This window comes from Paenibacillus sp. FSL H7-0703, assembly GCF_038003485.1.
In the GTDB taxonomy this organism is placed as follows: Bacteria; Bacillota; Bacilli; order Paenibacillales; family Paenibacillaceae; genus Paenibacillus; species Paenibacillus polymyxa_B.
On the sequence record NZ_JBBOPF010000001.1, the window covers coordinates 3,962,576 to 3,981,015 of the forward strand.

General features: G+C 46.0%; 20 protein-coding genes and 1 other annotated feature. All 20 genes read left to right on the plus strand.

The features are described 5' to 3' along the window. Positions 1 to 16 precede the first annotated feature (16 nt). The 20 genes from pssA (at position 17) to rpoB (ending at position 18,384) form a co-directional block, all read left to right on the plus strand. Positions 17 to 763 (plus strand): CDP-diacylglycerol--serine O-phosphatidyltransferase, encoded by a 747-nt coding sequence (pssA, locus tag MHB46_RS17415; protein ID WP_025723803.1) that lies wholly within the window; start codon positions 17 to 19, stop codon positions 761 to 763. A gap of 194 nt (positions 764 to 957) precedes the next feature. Beyond that, positions 958 to 2,043 carry a PIN/TRAM domain-containing protein gene (locus MHB46_RS17420; RefSeq protein WP_039274953.1) on the plus strand — a complete coding sequence of 362 codons (1,086 nt, stop codon included), beginning with the start codon at positions 958 to 960 and terminating at the stop codon, positions 2,041 to 2,043. Positions 2,044 to 2,112: 69 nt separating this feature from the next. Beyond that, positions 2,113 to 2,811: a 2-C-methyl-D-erythritol 4-phosphate cytidylyltransferase gene (gene ispD, locus MHB46_RS17425; RefSeq protein WP_061831389.1), complete on the plus strand. Its 699-nt coding sequence runs from the start codon at positions 2,113 to 2,115 to the stop codon at positions 2,809 to 2,811. Continuing rightward, the gene (gene ispF / locus MHB46_RS17430) at positions 2,808 to 3,284 is read left to right on the plus strand and encodes a 2-C-methyl-D-erythritol 2,4-cyclodiphosphate synthase (protein ID WP_341162973.1); all 477 of its coding nucleotides are present in this window, start codon (positions 2,808 to 2,810) and stop codon (positions 3,282 to 3,284) included. The genes ispD and ispF overlap by 4 nt, the downstream gene beginning before the upstream one ends. A 39-nt stretch (positions 3,285 to 3,323) precedes the next feature. Continuing rightward, entirely contained in the window at positions 3,324 to 4,784 is a 1,461-nt protein-coding gene (gene gltX / locus MHB46_RS17435; RefSeq protein ID WP_341162974.1) for a glutamate--tRNA ligase, read from the plus strand. A 486-nt stretch (positions 4,785 to 5,270) separates the two neighbouring features. Then, a complete protein-coding gene (gene cysE / locus MHB46_RS17440; RefSeq protein WP_069290484.1) occupies positions 5,271 to 5,951 on the plus strand; it encodes a serine O-acetyltransferase in 681 nt (226 codons plus the stop codon). 24 nt (positions 5,952 to 5,975) lie between these two features. Then, positions 5,976 to 7,379, plus strand: a complete 1,404-nt coding sequence (gene cysS, locus MHB46_RS17445) for a cysteine--tRNA ligase (protein ID WP_341162975.1) — start codon at positions 5,976 to 5,978, stop codon at positions 7,377 to 7,379. Then, positions 7,376 to 7,834 (plus strand): Mini-ribonuclease 3, encoded by a 459-nt coding sequence (locus MHB46_RS17450; protein ID WP_341162976.1) that lies wholly within the window; start codon positions 7,376 to 7,378, stop codon positions 7,832 to 7,834. The genes cysS and MHB46_RS17450 overlap by 4 nt, the downstream gene beginning before the upstream one ends. Before the next feature lie 55 nt (positions 7,835 to 7,889). Then, positions 7,890 to 8,636, plus strand: coding sequence for a 23S rRNA (guanosine(2251)-2'-O)-methyltransferase RlmB (gene rlmB, locus MHB46_RS17455; protein ID WP_013312173.1), 747 nt, complete (start codon positions 7,890 to 7,892; stop codon positions 8,634 to 8,636). Positions 8,637 to 8,640: 4 nt separating this feature from the next. Continuing rightward, the gene (locus MHB46_RS17460; RefSeq protein WP_007432599.1) at positions 8,641 to 9,162 is read left to right on the plus strand and encodes an NYN domain-containing protein; all 522 of its coding nucleotides are present in this window, start codon (positions 8,641 to 8,643) and stop codon (positions 9,160 to 9,162) included. Positions 9,163 to 9,324: 162 nt separating this feature from the next. Continuing rightward, complete coding sequence (gene sigH / locus MHB46_RS17465) at positions 9,325 to 9,969, plus strand: RNA polymerase sporulation sigma factor SigH (RefSeq protein WP_016324748.1); 645 nt, start codon at positions 9,325 to 9,327, stop codon at positions 9,967 to 9,969. A gap of 334 nt (positions 9,970 to 10,303) precedes the next feature. Continuing rightward, entirely contained in the window at positions 10,304 to 10,453 is a 150-nt protein-coding gene (rpmG, locus tag MHB46_RS17470) for a 50S ribosomal protein L33 (RefSeq protein ID WP_023990562.1), read from the plus strand. Positions 10,454 to 10,473: 20 nt separating this feature from the next. Beyond that, entirely contained in the window at positions 10,474 to 10,665 is a 192-nt protein-coding gene (gene secE, locus MHB46_RS17475) for a preprotein translocase subunit SecE (protein ID WP_013312170.1), read from the plus strand. 22 nt (positions 10,666 to 10,687) lie between these two features. Beyond that, on the plus strand, positions 10,688 to 11,221 hold the full coding sequence (gene nusG, locus MHB46_RS17480) for a transcription termination/antitermination protein NusG (RefSeq protein WP_007432596.1): 534 nt from the start codon (positions 10,688 to 10,690) through the stop codon (positions 11,219 to 11,221). Positions 11,222 to 11,294: 73 nt separating this feature from the next. After that, positions 11,295 to 11,720, plus strand: a complete 426-nt coding sequence (gene rplK / locus MHB46_RS17485; RefSeq protein WP_007432595.1) for a 50S ribosomal protein L11 — start codon at positions 11,295 to 11,297, stop codon at positions 11,718 to 11,720. A gap of 87 nt (positions 11,721 to 11,807) precedes the next feature. After that, complete coding sequence (rplA, locus tag MHB46_RS17490; protein WP_013312169.1) at positions 11,808 to 12,500, plus strand: 50S ribosomal protein L1; 693 nt, start codon at positions 11,808 to 11,810, stop codon at positions 12,498 to 12,500. A 68-nt stretch (positions 12,501 to 12,568) separates the two neighbouring features. After that, positions 12,569 to 12,720, plus strand: a sequence feature (ribosomal protein L10 leader region). Between the two features lie 74 nt (positions 12,721 to 12,794). Further along, a complete protein-coding gene (gene rplJ, locus MHB46_RS17495; protein ID WP_013312168.1) occupies positions 12,795 to 13,298 on the plus strand; it encodes a 50S ribosomal protein L10 in 504 nt (167 codons plus the stop codon). A 68-nt stretch (positions 13,299 to 13,366) separates the two neighbouring features. Beyond that, positions 13,367 to 13,732, plus strand: a complete 366-nt coding sequence (rplL, locus tag MHB46_RS17500; RefSeq protein WP_010348819.1) for a 50S ribosomal protein L7/L12 — start codon at positions 13,367 to 13,369, stop codon at positions 13,730 to 13,732. A gap of 148 nt (positions 13,733 to 13,880) precedes the next feature. Beyond that, positions 13,881 to 14,483, plus strand: coding sequence for a class I SAM-dependent methyltransferase (locus tag MHB46_RS17505; RefSeq protein WP_061831395.1), 603 nt, complete (start codon positions 13,881 to 13,883; stop codon positions 14,481 to 14,483). Positions 14,484 to 14,838: 355 nt separating this feature from the next. Continuing rightward, positions 14,839 to 18,384, plus strand: a complete 3,546-nt coding sequence (gene rpoB, locus MHB46_RS17510) for a DNA-directed RNA polymerase subunit beta (RefSeq protein ID WP_061831396.1) — start codon at positions 14,839 to 14,841, stop codon at positions 18,382 to 18,384. Positions 18,385 to 18,440 lie beyond the last annotated feature (56 nt).

Here is an 18,440-nt window from a genome sequence, read left to right on the forward strand (position 1 = left end):
ACATTGAGGTGAAGAGATGATTACCAAATCAATTCCGAACATGTGTACCTTAGGTAACTTGTTTCTCGGAATGATCGCCATTTTATTGGCTGTAGACGGAAAATACAGTCTTGCCGCTATTATGGTTATTGTCGCCATGTTGTTGGACGGACTGGATGGAAGAATGGCCCGGGTCCTGAATGCCCAAAGCGAATTCGGTAAAGAACTGGACTCCTTATCAGATATGATATCTTTTGGTGTTGCTCCCGCAGTTATTATGTACATGGTTGCTTTTCATGATGCGAATTCGGCTCTCGCTTGGACGGTTACTGCCATTTTCCCGATGTGCGGAGCGTTGCGTTTGGCTCGATTTAACGTACGTCCTGGTGTACCAGGTTATTTTACGGGTTTGCCAATTCCGGCAGCAGGTGGCGTATTAGCCACTTTGTCCTTATTTCATAACGATATTTCATTGTTATACATGTCGATTGCCATGTTGCTGGTTTCTTATTTGATGGTCAGCTCCATGAGATATCCGAATTTTAAAAAGGTCGGCCTTCCGAAAAAGGCGATCTGGGTTGCTCCATGGGTCGTAATTGCAGCGGTGGTGTTGGCTGTTAAATTCCCTGACCAGCTGTCGAAGCTGATTTTTGTACCGCTGGTGCTGTATGCATTGTATGGTATGAAGCTGAACATTCGTAAGCTGTCACGCAGACGTGGACGTGATCGGGAGCGTTCCAGTCAGGAAGAACAGGACGATCAATATCGTCATTCACAGCGCTAGTATCAAGCAAGAACAAGAATAAGCATTTATTTCCTTGAATCATTTTAGGGAGATAAATGCTTTTTTTTTATGCATAAAAAGTGAAAACACAGGGTTAGTTATGTGGGAAATGGATCATACTGGTAAGAGAAATGCTATGTATCCAATAAGCAGCAGACTATATGCAAAGAAAATAAAGGAGGTATAGAGACTCAATGTGGAGAAAGGCTATTTTAACTTTTACAGGATTGTGCGGAGCATGGTTTGGCTATACGTTATACCAGCGGGTAGGAGGCATTGTATCGTGGATGCCACAATGGTTGAGTGATGGGTCTTTACCGGGAATGATTGTTTGGATGATGGCGGGAGCAGTGCTATTTATGGCTGGGTGTTCATTCGCAGGGGCATCCGTGGCAAATCGATTGCAGCAGGGCATTGAAGGCTTGGTACGAATTCCGATGAACGAGATGATGGCAGGTGTGATTGGTTTAGCGGTGGGATTGACGCTTTCCTTAGCAGTTTATCCGCTTTTTTCATGGTTGGGGGCCCCAGGTCAACTTATCCAGACCGCTGTTACCGTGATATGCGGATATGTAGGATTGATGGTTGGACTAGAAAAGCGGGATGAGCTGTCATCCTTTTGGAGTTCTGGTTTTTTTGGTCGGGGAACGGGTGTAGAAGAACGCAAGCTGGAGGAGCATAAAATATTGGACACCAGCGTCATTATAGATGGGCGTATTGCAGATATTTGCAAGACAGGTTTTATTGAAGGAACGATTGTGATTCCTGAATTTGTGCTGGAGGAGCTTCAGCATATTGCAGATTCATCAGATTTACTTAAGCGTAATCGTGGACGCCGGGGTCTGGATATTTTGAATAAAATCCAAAAAGAGCTGGATGTGAATGTGCTCATTTACGAAGGTGATTTTGAGGAAATTTCAGAGGTCGACAGTAAGCTGGTCAAGCTGGCAAAGGTGTTGCAGGGTAAAGTTGTAACTAATGATTTTAACCTGAATAAAGTATGCGAACTGCAAGGTGTATCGGTGCTAAATATTAACGATTTGGCGAATGCAGTGAAGCCTGTCGTATTGCCCGGCGAGGAAATTATGGTGCAGATTATTAAAGACGGCAAGGAGCATGGGCAGGGTGTAGCCTATCTGGATGATGGCACGATGATTGTTGTAGAAGGCGGACGTGACTATATTGGCTCTCTGATGGAGGTACTGGTCACGAGTGTACTTCAGACCTCTGCCGGCCGTATGATCTTTGCTAAACCAAAATTATTGGAAAAAGCTCAATAAACGCGGTATGATGAAGTAGATGTGTTATCATACGGATCGTCCAAAGCGATCAGGGCAGGAGTTATTTGAATGAACAATCGGGTAGGAGTTGTCATTGTGGCAGCAGGGCGCGGCTCCCGTATGGGGACGCAGGAGAGCAAGCAATTTCTGCTTTTGCGGGACAAGCCCATCTTCATACATACACTTGAAATATTCGCAGCTATGCCCGAAGTGGATGAAATGGTGATGGTGACTGGGACAGGAGATGTGGAACGCTGCCGTGATTGGATTCATCAATACAAAATCGGTAAAAATGTACGGGTGGTGGCTGGTGGCAATGAACGCCAGCATTCGGTTTATCGCGGTCTGCGCCACTTACAAGCGGATTGGGTGATGGTGCATGATGGTGTGCGTCCACTCATTCAACCTGAGCTTGTACGTTCATGCCTTGAGGCAGCCCAGCGTACTGGTGCTTCTGTAGCGGCAGTACCTGTAAAGGATACGGTCAAGCAAGTGAACGGGGATGGTATCATTACAGCAACGCCGGATCGCCGAAGTCTGTGGAGTATTCAAACGCCACAGACTTTTCGTCTTTCCGATCTGCTGCGAGCCTATGAGGAAGCGGAGCAGTCGGGATTCTTGGGAACAGATGATTCTATGCTGATAGAGCGGCTAGGAATTCCGGTTACTGTCGTTCAAGGTAGCTACAAGAACATCAAAATTACTACGCCTGAGGATTTGGATATGGCGGCGTTATGGGTAAAAACAGAGGGAGAGGATATCAAATGATCAGAGTGGGACAAGGATTTGACGTCCACCAGCTGGTGGAAGGAAGGCCATGCATCATCGGAGGTGTGAATATTCCGTATGGAAAAGGTTTGTTGGGCCATTCCGATGCAGACGTGCTGCTGCATGCCATTAGTGATGCTATCCTAGGCGCGCTTGGCTTGGGAGACATCGGGAAGCATTTTCCGGATAATGACCCAGAATTTAAGGATGCCGACAGTCTTAAGCTACTGGAGCATGTGTGGGGGCTAGCTAAAGAGCGAGGATATCGCTTGGGGAATATTGATTCTACGATTATCGCACAAAAGCCCAAAATGGCATCGTATATCCCGCAGATGAATGAAGTCATTGCACGGGCTTTGGAAGCAGAGGAGCTATCCCAGGTGAACGTCAAGGCGACCACGACAGAGCAACTCGGGTTTCCCGGACGGGGTGAAGGAATCGCGGCTCAATCGGTTGTCTGTCTTATCAAGTAAATGCTATCATCTTGAGTAATTCAATTTGGAGGAGATTATATGAGCACGGAAGTTCGTGTACGCTATGCACCAAGCCCTACAGGGCATCTGCACATTGGAAATGCCAGAACGGCATTATTTAATTATTTGTTTGCTCGCAATCAAGGTGGAAAATTTATTATTCGTATTGAAGACACAGATGTGAAGCGCAATATTGAGGGCGGAGAAGAAAGCCAACTTAAATATTTGAAATGGTTGGGTATGGACTGGGATGAGAGCGTAGACGTGGGAGGCGAGTTTGGACCTTATCGTCAGACGGAACGCTTGGACATATATAAAACGTACTGGCAGGATTTGCTGGATCGTGGTTTGGCTTATCGCTGTTACTGCACTGAAGAAGAGCTGGAGCGCGAGCGTGAAGAACAGACGGAACGTGGGGAGACACCACGCTATTCTGGAAAACATCGTGATCTAACAGAAGAACAGTGCCAGGCATTCGAAGCAGAGGGCCGTGTACCAAGTATTCGTTTTCGCGTACCGGAAGATCGTGAATATACGTTTGACGATATCGTTAAAGGTCAAATTACGTTTAATTCCAAGGAAAGCGGCGATTTTGTTATCGTCAAAAAGGATGGTATTCCGACATATAACTTCGCTGTAGCGGTTGACGATTATTTGATGAAAATATCGCATGTACTACGGGGCGAAGACCATGTTTCCAATACACCGCGGCAGTTGATGATCTTTGAAGCTCTCGGCTGGGAACCGCCACGCTTCGGTCATATGACGCTGATTGTAGGCGAGGATCACAAAAAGCTCAGTAAGCGTAACGAATCCATTATTCAGTTCATGGAGCAGTATGACAAGTTGGGCTATTTGCCAGAAGCTATATTCAACTTCATTGCACTACTGGGCTGGTCCCCGGAAGGCGAAGAAGAGATCTATGATCGGGAACAACTGATTTCGATTTTCGATCCTAATCGTTTGTCCAAAAGTCCAGCTGTGTTTGATACCAATAAGCTTGCTTACCTGAACAATCACTATATTAAAAAGGCTGATCCTGAGCGAATTGCCAGCATGGCGATTCCCCATCTCCAGACAGCGGGGTTGTTGCCGACTGAACTGTCTGCGGAACAACTGGATTGGGCTAAGGCCCTTGTTCGTTTATACCAGGAACAGATGACTTCTGCATCCGATATTGTAGCGTTGTCTGAGTTGTTTTTCCGTTCACATCTGGAACTGGATGCTGAAGCAGCAGCTGTATTGGCCGAAGAGCAGGTTCCTGAGGTACTTAGAGCTTTTGCAGGTAAAGTTGAAATGAGTGAGGAATTTACAGCTCCACAAATGGCTAAGCTGATCAAGGAAGTTCAAAAGGAAACGGGTTTTAAGGGAAAACAACTATTCATGCCGATTCGTGTGGCTCTTACAGGCCAAACGCATGGACGAGATCTGAATGAAACCATCTTTTTGCTCGGACGTGACAAGGTACTGGATCGTCTCAAGGCACAAATTAAAGGCTGATATTTCTTGTCAATTTGTTGTCTTTTCGCTATAATGACTCCATTGATACGGATTGATATTTACGTGTAAAGGCTGCGAACAGGAGAAGTACACTGCATATGGGCATCTGCCAGAGAGGACGGTCGAGGGGAAACTCCAGGCTGAGAGCCGTCCAGATGACCTGCGGAGGAAATGCGCCTGGGAGCCGTGCGCCCGAACTTTCATTAGCGTCAAATGCTGATGTGACAAGGGCGTGCCGAGTCGTTCCCGTTACAGGACGCCAAAGACGGACTGTCTGCTTTTTATGCAGCAGATATGTTCGAAGCAGAGTGGGACCACGTTCATGCGTCTCTGCAGCTTAGGCTGCGGAGACGCTTTTTCTTTTTTACCAGACTCAGACTCATTATAGATTGAAAAATGTCGAAGAGTGCTGGTGGATGCGAAAATTGGCGGAACGTGAAGTGTAGTGATGATGCGGCAAGGATATGAAGGGAATAGGAGGGCGACATGTTCAGACATTTCAAATCCGACATTCAGACTGTTTTGGATAATGATCCGGCCGCCCGGAGTAAGCTGGAGGTCATTTTTACGTATTCCGGCGTTCATGCCCTTTGGGCACATCGAATCGCACATTGGTTTTATTTGCGAAACTGGTGTACTCTAGCCCGTGTTATATCCCAGGTATCAAGGTTTATGACAGGCATTGAAATTCATCCTGGCGCTCGTATCGGAGATCGGCTGTTCATTGATCATGGCATGGGAGTTGTCATCGGTGAAACCTGTGAGATTGGCGACGATGTCATATTGTATCAGGGGGTCACACTCGGCGGGACTGGGAAAGAGAAAGGGAAGCGCCATCCGACCATTGGGAATAATGTTGTTATCGGCTCCGGTGCAAAGATATTAGGTTCTTTCACGATTGGGGCACAATCCAACATTGGCTCTAACTCGGTTGTGCTCAAAGAAGTTCCACCAAACAGTACGGTGGTGGGCATCCCGGGGCGAGTTGTCAGACAGGATGGTAGGCGTCCAGACCGACTTAGTCATCAATTGCCTGATCCGGTTGTGGACTCTATGCGAGAACTTCAACGGGAAATAGAACGTTTGCGTGCAGAAATGTCTGATTTGAAGGATGGGGCATCTGCTCAGAAACATCAGGTGACCCAAGAGAATAAATTAGAAAAATGATTTTCATGAGGGAGGAACATAACAATGCCGCTTCAAATTTATAATACAATGACGAGGAGTCGGGAGCCTTTTGTGCCACTGGAGCCTGGAAAGGTTAAAATGTATGTATGCGGACCTACCGTGTATGATTACATTCATATTGGCAATGCACGACCTGTAATTGTATTTGACGTGGTGCGCAGCTACCTGGAGTACTTGGGCTATGATGTAAACTATGTGGTGAATTTTACGGATGTCGATGATAAATTAATCCGCAAAGCTCGGGAACTTGATATGGATGTTTCGGCAGTTGCTGAGAAATTTATTGCTGCCTACCATGAGGATCTGGCAGGATTGAATGTTCCTGCTGCCAGTATGAACCCTCGTGTAACAGAGAGCATGGACCTGATTATTGATTTTATTAAGGAATTGGTAGACAAGGACTATGCCTATGAGAATGATGGCGATGTGTTCTATCGAACCAAAAAGTTCAAAGATTACGGACAACTGTCAGGTCAAAATCTGGAAGAGCTTCAGTTCGGTATTCGCATCAATGTGGATGAGCGCAAGGAAAATGCTGAGGACTTTGTACTCTGGAAGGCAGCGAAACCGGGCGAAATTTATTGGTCGAGCCCTTGGGGAGATGGGCGACCAGGCTGGCATATCGAATGCTCTGCTATGGCTCGCCATTTTTTGGGGGATACACTGGATATTCATGGGGGCGGACAGGATCTGCAATTTCCGCATCATGAATGTGAATGCGCACAATCCGAAGTGATCACGGGTAAGCCATTATCTCGCTACTGGATGCATAACGGCTATATTCGCATAGATAATGAAAAAATGTCGAAATCACTCGGTAATGGTATTTTGGTTAAAGATTTGCGCGCTCATCACAAGCCGGAGGCTTTACGTTATTTTATGTTGTCGACGCATTACCGGAATCCGTTGAACTACAACCAAGAGACTATGAGTCAGGCAGAGAACAGTGTCGAGCGGATCGCCAATGCAGTTGCCAATGTGAAGCATCGTTTAGCTAATGCGCTGGAAGGTAATGGGGGAGTATCGACGGAACTGCAAACGAAGCTCGACGGGATTTTGCAGCAGTTTGGCGAAAAAATGAATGATGATTTCAATACACCTGATGCGATTACTGCTGTATTTGATTGGGTTAGCGAAGCAAACCATTTGTTGCAGCGAGATGTCGTACGTCAGGCGGAACTACAAGCTGTATTGCATACCTTTCAATCGATGAATAACGTTCTTCGCATTTATTCGGAACCGAGTGAAGAGTTGCTGGATGACGAAATTGAGCAGTTAATTGCAGAACGTGTCGAAGCTCGTAAGACCAAAAACTGGGGTAGAGCTGACGAAATTCGCGATCTGTTGGCTGCAAAAGGCATTGTGCTTGAAGATACGGCGCAGGGTATGCGGTGGCGGCGAAAATGAGTGATAAGCCACTGAAATCAGGAGCATCGGCAGGTACGGGGAACTGGTTCCCGTACCCTGCGTCCAAGCCAGCTCGTTTGATGCCCCCCATTGCACTAGCTTATATTGGTGATGCAGTGTATGAGGTAGCTGTCCGGCAATATTTGTTGGCACAGCCCAACCTGCGTCCAAATCATCTGCACCGCCGAGCCACAGGGCTAGTCTCCGCCAAGGCGCAGAGTCGCATGTTGGGGCTATTGGAAAAGGTACTGACGGAAGAAGAACGCGATATTGTGCGACAAGGAAGAAATGCTAAATCAGGAAGTTTGCCCAAAAATGCTGATGTGCTTGAGTATCGGCACGCCACTGCACTGGAAGGGTTGATTGGATCTCTTTATTGTGATGGACATTTGGACAGATTAAGAGAGTTGATTACGTACGGAATTGCACAGATGGAAAATACAGAAAAATCATAAATGGGAACGGACTGGATGGAACAAGCATCGGCCGTTTCCCGGGAGGAAGCTAGAGATGGAAGAAGAATGGATTGCCGGTAAGCATTCGGTAACGGAGGCATTGCGTTCAGGTAGAACGATAAATAAAATATGGATTGCGGATAATGCACAAAAACATTTGACGCTGCCGATTACAGCTGAGGCCAAAAAAGCAGGAATTATTGTCTTGCAGGTAGACAAGCGTAAGCTGGATCAAATGGTTCCGGGCATTCAGCATCAGGGAGTGGTCGCGCAAGCTGCGCCTTTTGCCTATGTTGAAGTGGAAGAATTGCTCGCCACTGCTCGTGATAAGGGAGAAGAGCCGTTTTTAATTTTGCTGGATGAGATTGAAGATCCTCATAATTTGGGCTCCATCCTTCGTACAGCGGACTGCACTGGAGCACATGGTGTTATTGTGCCGAAAAGGCGCTCTGCAGCTGTAACTGTAACAGTGTCCAAAACATCGGCAGGTGCTGTGGAGTACGTCCCGGTGGCGCGTGTAAACAATCTGGGACAAACCATTGATCGTCTTAAAGAAGAAGGTGTATGGGTAGTTGGCACGGATGTTACAGCGACAGATCCTGTCTTTGGGAATGGAGTATTCACGGGGCCAGTAGCCATTGTCATTGGTAACGAGAATAAAGGAATGGGCCGTTTGATCCGTGAAAAATGCGATGTACTCGTCAAGCTGCCAATGGCGGGGCAAATTAATTCCCTTAATGCTTCTGTAGCTGCGGGTGTTGTCATGTACGAAGTATTGCGCGGACGACAGGCACGGGGCTAACGATATGGCTGACACGCGGGATGTTCTGCTTGTGGACGGTTACAACATGATTGGAGCCTGGCCCGAACTTTCCGCACTGGTACAATCTGGTATGCAGGAAGCGAGGGACAGACTTCTTGAACGACTGGCGGATCATCAGGCGTATTCCGGCAGAAGAGTCATCGTCGTATTTGATGCTTACAGGGTGCCAGGATTAGGTAAAACTTTTGCTCAGAGCAAAGTCCAGATTTATTTTACCAGAGAAAAAGAAACTGCTGATGAGTGCATCGAGCGATTGGTTCGGGAGCTGAGCAGTAAGAGAAGAAGTATTTACGTAGCGACAAGCGATCAGGTAGAGCAACATGTCGCATTTGGACAAGGTGCACTCAGGGTGTCGGCGCGGGAATTACTGATCGAGATTGAGGAATCCGAAAGGGAAGTGCAGAAGCGAATCCAGCAGGATAGTGCCAAATTGTCCCGTAACTCGCTAGATGCCAAACTGAGTCCGGAGCTTCGAAAGTTGTTTGAACGATGGAGAAGAGAATAAACCAATAATTGGGCACTCCTCCATTTTGAAACCATTGACAATTTTGTTAGCGCTCTTCTTTTTTAGGTTGTTGTGGTTGACGGTATCAGGTTACATCGCGTATACTTGTCCTATATTTGAGAGAGTAACGGGTACCTTGCGTTGCAGCCGGAGGGATTGTTAGTGAGTGTGGACCTCAAGGATATCATGTTGTCAAAGTTTGATTACAAAAATGATGAAGACATTGTCGGAGCAGTCCATGAAGGTGATGGGGAAGCACTGGAGTTTCTGATTAACAAATACCGGAACTTTGTGCGGGCCAAGGCCAGATCCTACTTCTTGATTGGTGCTGATCGCGAGGATATTATTCAGGAGGGCATGATTGGTCTCTACAAATCCATTCGTGATTTTAAGGGAGACAAGCTTGCTTCGTTCAAGGCTTTCGCCGAGTTGTGCATTACACGACAGATTATTACGGCAATTAAGACGGCTACACGACAAAAGCACATTCCTCTGAACTCTTACGTATCTCTGGACAAACCCATCTATGATGAAGAGTCAGACCGCACGTTGCTCGATGTGATTTGCGGAACACAAGTAAGTGACCCTGAAGAGCTGATAATCAATCAGGAAGAGTTTGTGGGCCTTGAGGACAAGATGTCCGAGATTCTGAGCGAGCTGGAACGCAAGGTACTTATGTTGTATCTGGACGGACGTTCGTATCAGGAGATTGCAGAGGATCTTGACCGCCATGTGAAATCCATTGATAACGCGCTGCAACGGGTCAAGCGTAAACTTGAAAAGTATCTGGAAGTAAGAGATAGTTGAAAGTAGAGGCTGACAGGGAAAAGGCTCGAGTCCGAGTCTTTTTTTATTCGTTATGGGTAGGCTATGCAGGTTTATAAGTGTTACAAATGATTTATACTAAAAAAGATGAATAATAGATATCGCCTTGATTTTTGAAGCAGCTTTTCGGAGAACAGTTTTAAAGGATGCACAGATGTTAAAATGCACCACAGCCGGGACTGCGAATTGTATGCAAACATTCGTTGACATGGAAAACCCCGTGTGATAAAGTGTTTTAGGTAGGCCTAAATTCGCGGTTTTTTTTAGGATCAATTATGAGACTTCCGGTGTTGGATGTCTTCGGGAGGTGCACATCATGCGGGTAATTATTACTTTGGCTTGTACAACATGCAAACAAAGAAATTACACAACGACGAAAAACAAGCGTAATCACCCCGACCGCATGGAGATGAAGAAATTCTGTAAGTCCTGTAACGAACAGACTTCTCATCGGGAAACCAGATAGTTTTTGGAGGTGTAGTCGGCGTGAAACGCAGTTTCAAGTCTCTGTTTTCCTTTTTCTCTGAAAGCTGGGCTGAACTCAAGAAGGTTCGCTGGCCCAATCGTAAAGAACTGACCAACTATACGTTGATTGTCATAGGGACAATTGCGTTCGTCACGATTTATTTTTGGGTTCTCGATATCGGCATTTCCGCTGTGATCGAAGCGATTATCTAGGAAGGGTTCCAGGTGGCTTGATATGGAAAAAAGATGGTACGTCGTTCATACCTATTCAGGGTATGAGAACAAAGTCAAAGCCAATTTGGAAAAACGCGTTGAGTCCATGGGCATGGAAGACAAGATATTCCGTGTTCTTGTTCCTATGGAAGAAGAACTGGTAACCAAGGACGGTAAGAAAAAAACCGTTATGCGTAAAGTCTACCCTGGTTATGTCTTAGTCGAAATGGTCCAAACCGACGACTCTTGGTATGTTGTACGCAATACACCAGGTGTTACGGGATTTGTAGGGTCGACAGGCTCGGGTTCCAAACCGACGCCATTGCTTCCAGAAGAAGTTGAACAGATTCTGAAGCATATGGGCATGGTAGAGCCGAAACCGAAGATTGAATTCGATGTTAAGGAATCCGTGCGAATTAAAGTTGGTCCTTTTGCGAATTTTGTGGGCTCCGTGGAAGAAATTTTGGTTGAGAAGAGCAAGCTTAAAGTTCACGTCAACATGTTTGGACGGGAAACCCCGCTTGAGTTGGATTATACTCAAGTGGAGAAAATATAGATTTTTCTTACAGGTTTCTTGTGGGAGGATCGATAGGTCCGTCTACCACTATTGAGTCAAGGAGGTGTCATCCATGGCAAAAAAGGTAATTAAAATGGTAAAACTGCAGATTCCTGCAGGGAAAGCTAATCCAGCGCCTCCAGTAGGTCCAGCTTTGGGTCAAGCAGGTGTCAACATCATGGCATTCTGTAAAGAGTTCAATGCTCGTACTGCTGATCAAGCAGGCCTGATTATTCCGGTTGAAATTTCGGTATTTGAGGATCGTTCTTTTACGTTCATCACCAAAACTCCACCGGCTGCTGTTCTGTTGAAAGTTGCTGCTAAAATCGAAAAAGGTTCCGGTGAACCGAATAAAACGAAAGTTGCAACTGTAAATCGCGCTGCTGTTCGTCAAATTGCAGAGCAAAAAATGCCTGACCTTAACGCAGCTTCCGTAGAATCGGCAATGCGTATGGTTGAAGGTACTGCTCGCAGCATGGGTATCACCATCGTAGATTAATTTTATTAATCTACGTGTGCCGGCAGTTTGACTGTCCGGCAAGTGTGGGAGGAATATCCGCTAATACCACATAAGGAGGAAAACATTATGGCTAAACATGGTAAGAAGTACCTGGAAGCTGCTAAGCTGATTGACAGCGAAGCAACTTACGAGCCTTTAGAAGCCGTTGAACTGGTGAAAAAGGCTGCGACTGCGAAATTCGACGAAACCGTTGAAGCAGCAGTTCGTCTGGGCGTAGATTCCCGTAAACAAGACCAGGCTGTTCGTGGTGTTGTTGTCCTGCCGCACGGTACGGGTAAAACACAACGCGTTCTGGTATTTGCAAAAGGTGACAAAGTGAAAGAAGCGGAAGCGGCTGGCGCTGATTTTGTTGGCGATCAAGATATGATCAACAAAATCCAACAAGGCTGGTTCGAATTCGACGTCTGCGTTGCGACACCTGATATGATGAGTGAGGTTGGTAAACTGGGTCGTTTGCTCGGTGGTAAAGGTTTGATGCCTAACCCTAAAGCAGGCACAGTTACTTTCGACGTTGCCAAGGCTGTTCAAGAAATTAAAGCCGGTAAAATCGAATACCGTCTCGACAAAGCCGGTCAAATTCACGCGCCAATCGGCAAAGCTTCCTTCAGTGCTGAACAGCTGAACGAGAATCTTAAAGCCTTGGTTGAAGCCTTGAATCGTGCGAAGCCAGCGGCTGCTAAAGGTGTATACCTGAAAAACATCGCTATTTCTTCGACTATGGGACCAAGTGCACGTGTGAACGCATCTGTTTACAGATAATATTTTGATTGACATGTTCAATCAAATTTGTTATTCTATAAAAGTTGTGAGTCCTTGTGACTGGCCATTAAAGTTGAATATGCTTACCGTAGACAGTAGGTGCCTTTGGGCTTAATTTCCTACCGAGGTGTTATGATAGAACGTTTCATGTGACGGGCTTGTCCCGTCCATGTAGATTTATCAAGCCTTCGTACTCTACGGAGGCTTTTTTCATGCTTATGAAAGCAAGCTTTGTAAGATCACCAGATTGGGTGCTTCGAACAAAGCGGATAAATTGATCAGGAGGTGTACAGTTTGGCAAATGCAAAGGTGATTCAAGCAAAACAAGAAGCTGTTGAAGTTGTAGCTGCAAAATTGCGCGAGAGCGTAACGACTGTGGTTGCAGACTATCGCGGTCTGAATGTTGCCCAAGTAACTGAGCTGCGTAAGCAGCTTCGCGAAGCCGGAATCGAATTTCAAGTGCTGAAAAACACACTGCTCCGCCGTGCAACTGCGGCAGCAGAATTGACTGAACTGGACGCAGTATTGACAGGTCCTACTGCAATCGCGTTCGGCAAAGATGATGCAGTGTCTGCAGCTAAAATCTTGAACGATTTCGCTAAGAAGAACAATGCACTGGAACTGAAAGGTGCAGTTGTAGAAGGTCGCGTTATCGGTGTTGAGGAAATCAAAGCACTGGCAGAACTGCCATCCCGCGAAGGTCTCCTTTCCATGCTCCTCAGCGTGCTTCAAGCTCCTGTGCGCAACTTCGCGCTTGCAGTTAAAGCTGTTGCAGAAAAAGAAGAGCAAAGCGCATAAGTTAGGGATTAAACCTGCTGTATAGCAGTTGAGAACAAAAAAATACGAATTTAAATGGAGGTTCAACCATGAGTAAAGAGCAAATCTTGGAAGCAATTAAAGGTATGTCCGTATTGGAACTGAACGATCTCGTGAAAGCAATCGAAGAAGAATTCGGCGTAACTGCAGCAGCTCCAGTAGCTGTAGCAGGTGGCGCAGCAGGTGGCGCAGCTGAAGCTGAGCAATCCGAGTTCGACGTAATCTTGACAAGCGCTGGCGCTTCCAAAATCAACGTTATCAAAGCAGTTCGCGAAATCACAGGTCTTGGCCTGAAAGAAGCAAAAGAACTGGTTGACAACGCTCCAAAACCACTGAAAGAAAAAATCGCTAAAGAAGAAGCTGAATCCATTAAAGCAAAATTGGAAGAAGCAGGCGCTTCTGTAGAAGTAAAATAATTGACTGCTTTCTAGCAGACAATGGACTAAAACAAACCCCTTGAGGTGATCTTCAAGGGGTTTGTTGCTGTAAAACGGTAGTACCAGCATGTCTGAAAGGTTATTGTAAAGGCTATGATGGTAGTACAACCGAAAGAGGTGGGCATGAATGGCTGATCATTATTACTCCAAGCGGCCAGAGACGGCGCATGAACGACGGAGCCTGGAAACAGTGCTGCGGGGGCGGTCATACCGTTTTGCCAGCGATTCAGGCGTTTTTTCGAAGCAGGGAATTGATTACGGGAGTCGTGTGCTAATTGAAGCGATGCAGCTTCCTGCACAAGCCTCGGTATTGGATGTAGGATGCGGTTACGGCCCGATTGGTCTGGCGGCAGCCGCGCTTGTCCCAGAGGGACACGTTACAATGGTTGATATTAATGAGCGAGCCGTTCAACTTGCGATAGAGAATGCGGAACGTAATGGGGTTAAGAATGTCACCATTAAGCAAAGCGATTTGTTTGCGGAAGTGAAGGATGAACGCTTTGACGTGATCTTGACGAATCCTCCTATACGTGCAGGAAAAGAAACAGTGCATACCATTTTTGAGCTTGCTTATGAGCATTTAAACGAAGGTGGAGCTTTGTGGGTAGTTATTCAGAAAAAGCAGGGGGCCCCTTCGGCGAGTGCTAAGATAGAGAGCCTTTTCGGTCATGTAGAGGAAGTTACAAAGGATAAAGGTTATCGAATTTTGAAGGCTGAAAAAAGTTTTTAAGAAAATGCAATAGGACCATTGACATGAATCCTGGTCTGTGATATTATTATAAAATGTCAGTATTAGGATGCCCTCCATGGCTTTAGTTTGTTGAAATGTCAATAGATTTATGCGTAGTAGGTATAGTATTTATCTCTATTACGTATAATACAACCATTTTGGGCAAATCTACAAGTGATGAAGATCTTCCGGTAAGAGGATTCTGCAGATACGGTGCTCTTTTTTCGAATGCATTCGAGTAAGGGCTTTTCTGTATTTGTAAGATTGAATCTTCTGTATGTGTCTTATTATAAGGTCACAAACAGAGGTTCGCAATGTATTTTTAAAGTGAGTAGACATGAGGGGTGAGTTTAAGTTGGCAGGACATCTTGTTCAATATGGTCGACGCACTCGGCGCAGTTATGCACGTATTAATGAGGTACTCGAGGTTCCGAACCTGATTGAGATCCAACAAAAATCCTATGATTGGTTTTTGGAGGAAGGATTACGGGAAATGTTTCGGGATATTTCTCCAATTCAGGATTTCACTGGAAATTTGATTCTGGAGTTTATCGACTATTCTCTCGGAGAACCCAAATATACCGTTGACGACGCAAAGGAACGCGACGTTACGTATGCAGCACCGCTTCGGGTAAAAGTCCGGCTTATTAATAAAGAAACCGGGGAAGTGAAAGAGCAGGAAGTATTCATGGGAGACTTCCCGCTGATGACTGAAACGGGTACGTTTATTATTAACGGTGCGGAACGGGTTATTGTCAGCCAGTTGGTTCGCTCTCCCAGCGTCTATTTCAGCACAAAAGTCGACAAGAATGCGAAAACAACATACACCGCAACGGTAATTCCTAACCGGGGGGCTTGGCTCGAACTGGAGATGGATGCGAAGGATATTATCTATGTCCGGATTGACCGTACCCGTAAAATTCCGGTTACGGTGTTGCTGCGTGCGCTGGGCTTTGGCACTGATGCTGAGATTCTGGATTTGCTCGGCAATGACGAATATATCCGCAACACACTTGATAAAGACAACACGGATTCCACCGAGAAAGCGCTGATTGAAATTTATGAGCGTCTTCGTCCGGGTGAGCCGCCTACACTGGATAACGCAAAGAGCTTGCTAGTTGCGCGCTTCTTTGATCCTAAACGTTATGATCTGGCCAACGTAGGCCGTTACAAAATCAATAAAAAGCTTCACATCAAAAACCGTTTGTTCAATCAACGACTTGCTGAGACTTTGATTGATACAACAACTGGTGAAATCATCGCTGAAGCTGGTCAAATGGTGGATCGCCGCCTGTTGGACGAGATTTTGGCCCAGCTCGAGGAATCAGTAGGACATCGTACGTATCATGTTGCTAGTGGTGTGTTAGAAAGTAATGATATTCCACTTCAGACGATCGATGTATTCTCACCAATTGAGGACGGTAAAGTAGTCAAACTGATTGCTAACGGAAATATTGATAAATCGGTTAAGAATATTACGCCTGCCGATATTATTTCCTCCATCAGTTATTTTATTAACTTGCTTCACGGAATCGGAAGTACGGACGATATTGACCATTTGGGTAACCGTCGTTTGCGTTCTGTAGGTGAGTTGCTCCAAAACCAGTTCCGTATCGGTTTGTCCCGTATGGAACGCGTAGTGCGCGAAAGAATGTCGATTCAGGATGCTAATGTAATTACGCCACAGGCATTGATTAACATACGTCCAGTAATTGCTTCGATTAAAGAGTTCTTTGGTAGCTCGCAGCTGTCTCAGTTTATGGATCAGACGAATCCGCTTGCTGAATTAACGCACAAACGTCGTCTGTCCGCACTCGGACCCGGCGGTTTGACGCGCGAACGCGCGGGCATGGAAGTGCGTGACGTCCATCCGAGTCACTACGGCCGTATGTGTCCTATCGAGACACCAGAGGGACCAAACATTGGTTTGATCAACTCTTTGTCCACTTTTGCACGCATTAACGAGTATGGATTTATCGAAGCTCCTTATCGTTGGGTAGATCCAAAAACCGGAAAAGTTACAGACCAGATTGATTACCTGACTGCTGATGAAGAAGATAACTACATTGTAGCTCAGGCGAATGCGGAATTGACGGAGGAAAACACCTTTAAGGATGAGGTTGTCATTGTCCGTTATAACAAACAGTCTGATAACATTATTCCGATGGCTAGTAGCCGTGTCGATTACATGGACGTATCGCCTAAACAGGTCGTATCGGTCGCGACTGCACTGATTCCGTTCTTGGAGAATGATGACTCTAACCGCGCATTGATGGGTTCCAACATGCAGCGTCAGGCTGTCCCGCTTCTGATTCCGAAGTCTCCATTGGTCGGAACAGGAATGGAGCACAAGTCTGCAAAAGATTCCGGTGTTTGCGTTGTATCTAAATACAACGGAGTTATCGAACGTTCTTCGGCTAACGAAATTTGGTTGCGTCGTATCGAAACTGTAGATGGCGCTGAAGTGAAGGGCGACATTGTTAAGTATAAATTACACAAATTTATGCGATCTAACCAAGGAACTTGCATCAACCAACGTCCGATTGTGAACAGAGGAGATATTGTCAAAGTTGGCGATATTCTTGCGGATGGTCCATCTACAGAGATGGGTGAGTTGGCGTTGGGACGTAACGTTGTCGTTGCCTTCATGACTTGGGAAGGTTACAACTACGAGGATGCGATCTTGCTGAGTGAGAAACTGGTTAAGGAAGATGTATACACCTCAATCCATATTGAGGAATACGAATCCGAGGCTCGTGACACGAAGCTTGGACCTGAAGAAATCACTCGCGACATTCCAAATGTCGGTGAAGAAGCGCTTCGCAACTTGGATGAGCGTGGAATCATACGTATTGGTGCTGAAATTGGCGCAGGTGACATTCTCGTTGGTAAAGTAACACCTAAAGGTGTGACTGAATTGACAGCTGAAGAACGTCTCTTACACGCAATCTTTGGTGAGAAGGCACGCGAGGTTCGCGATACTTCTTTGAGAGTTCCTCACGGAACAGACGGGATTGTTGTAGATGTAAAGGTATTTACACGTGAAAATGGCGATGAACTGCCACCAGGTGTAAATCAGTTGGTTCGTGTATATATTGCTCAAAAACGTAAAATCTCCGAAGGCGATAAAATGGCTGGACGTCACGGTAACAAGGGTGTCGTTGCTCGTATTTTGCCTGAAGAAGATATGCCGTTCCTGCCGGATGGCACACCAGTACAGGTCGTTCTGAACCCGCTGGGCGTACCTTCACGGATGAACATCGGACAGGTGCTTGAAGTCCATCTGGGTATGGCTGCAATGCGTCTTGGTATTCATGTGGCAACTCCAGTATTCGATGGTGCCAAGGAATATGACGTATTCGATACAATGGAAGAGGCAGGCATGCAGCGTAATGGTAAGACTGTGTTGTATGACGGACGTACGGGTGATCGTTTTGAACGTGAAGTTACTGTCGGTGTCATGCACATGATCAAACTGGCGCACATGGTCGATGATAAAATCCATGCTCGTTCTACAGGTCCTTACTCTCTCGTTACGCAACAACCATTGGGTGGTAAAGCTCAATTCGGTGGACAGCGCTTCGGGGAGATGGAAGTATGGGCATTGGAAGCCTACGGCGCAGCGTACACGCTTCAGGAAATTTTGACTGTGAAATCTGATGATGTGGTTGGACGTGTTAAAACTTACGAATCCATTGTCAAAGGTGAAAATGTACCTGAACCGGGTGTTCCAGAATCATTTAAGGTCTTGATCAAAGAGCTGCAAAGCTTGGGTATGGACGTGAAGATTCTGTCTGAAGACGAACAAGAGATCGAAATGAGAGAGCTTGATGATGAGGATGACACAACCGGCGATAAGCTGAGTTTGAATCTGGAAGGCTCTGAGGTTGGCGTAGAGTAGTTTGCCTGCTGACTGACTCATATCAGCTTTGTTATATACCTTGATCCATTCTAGGA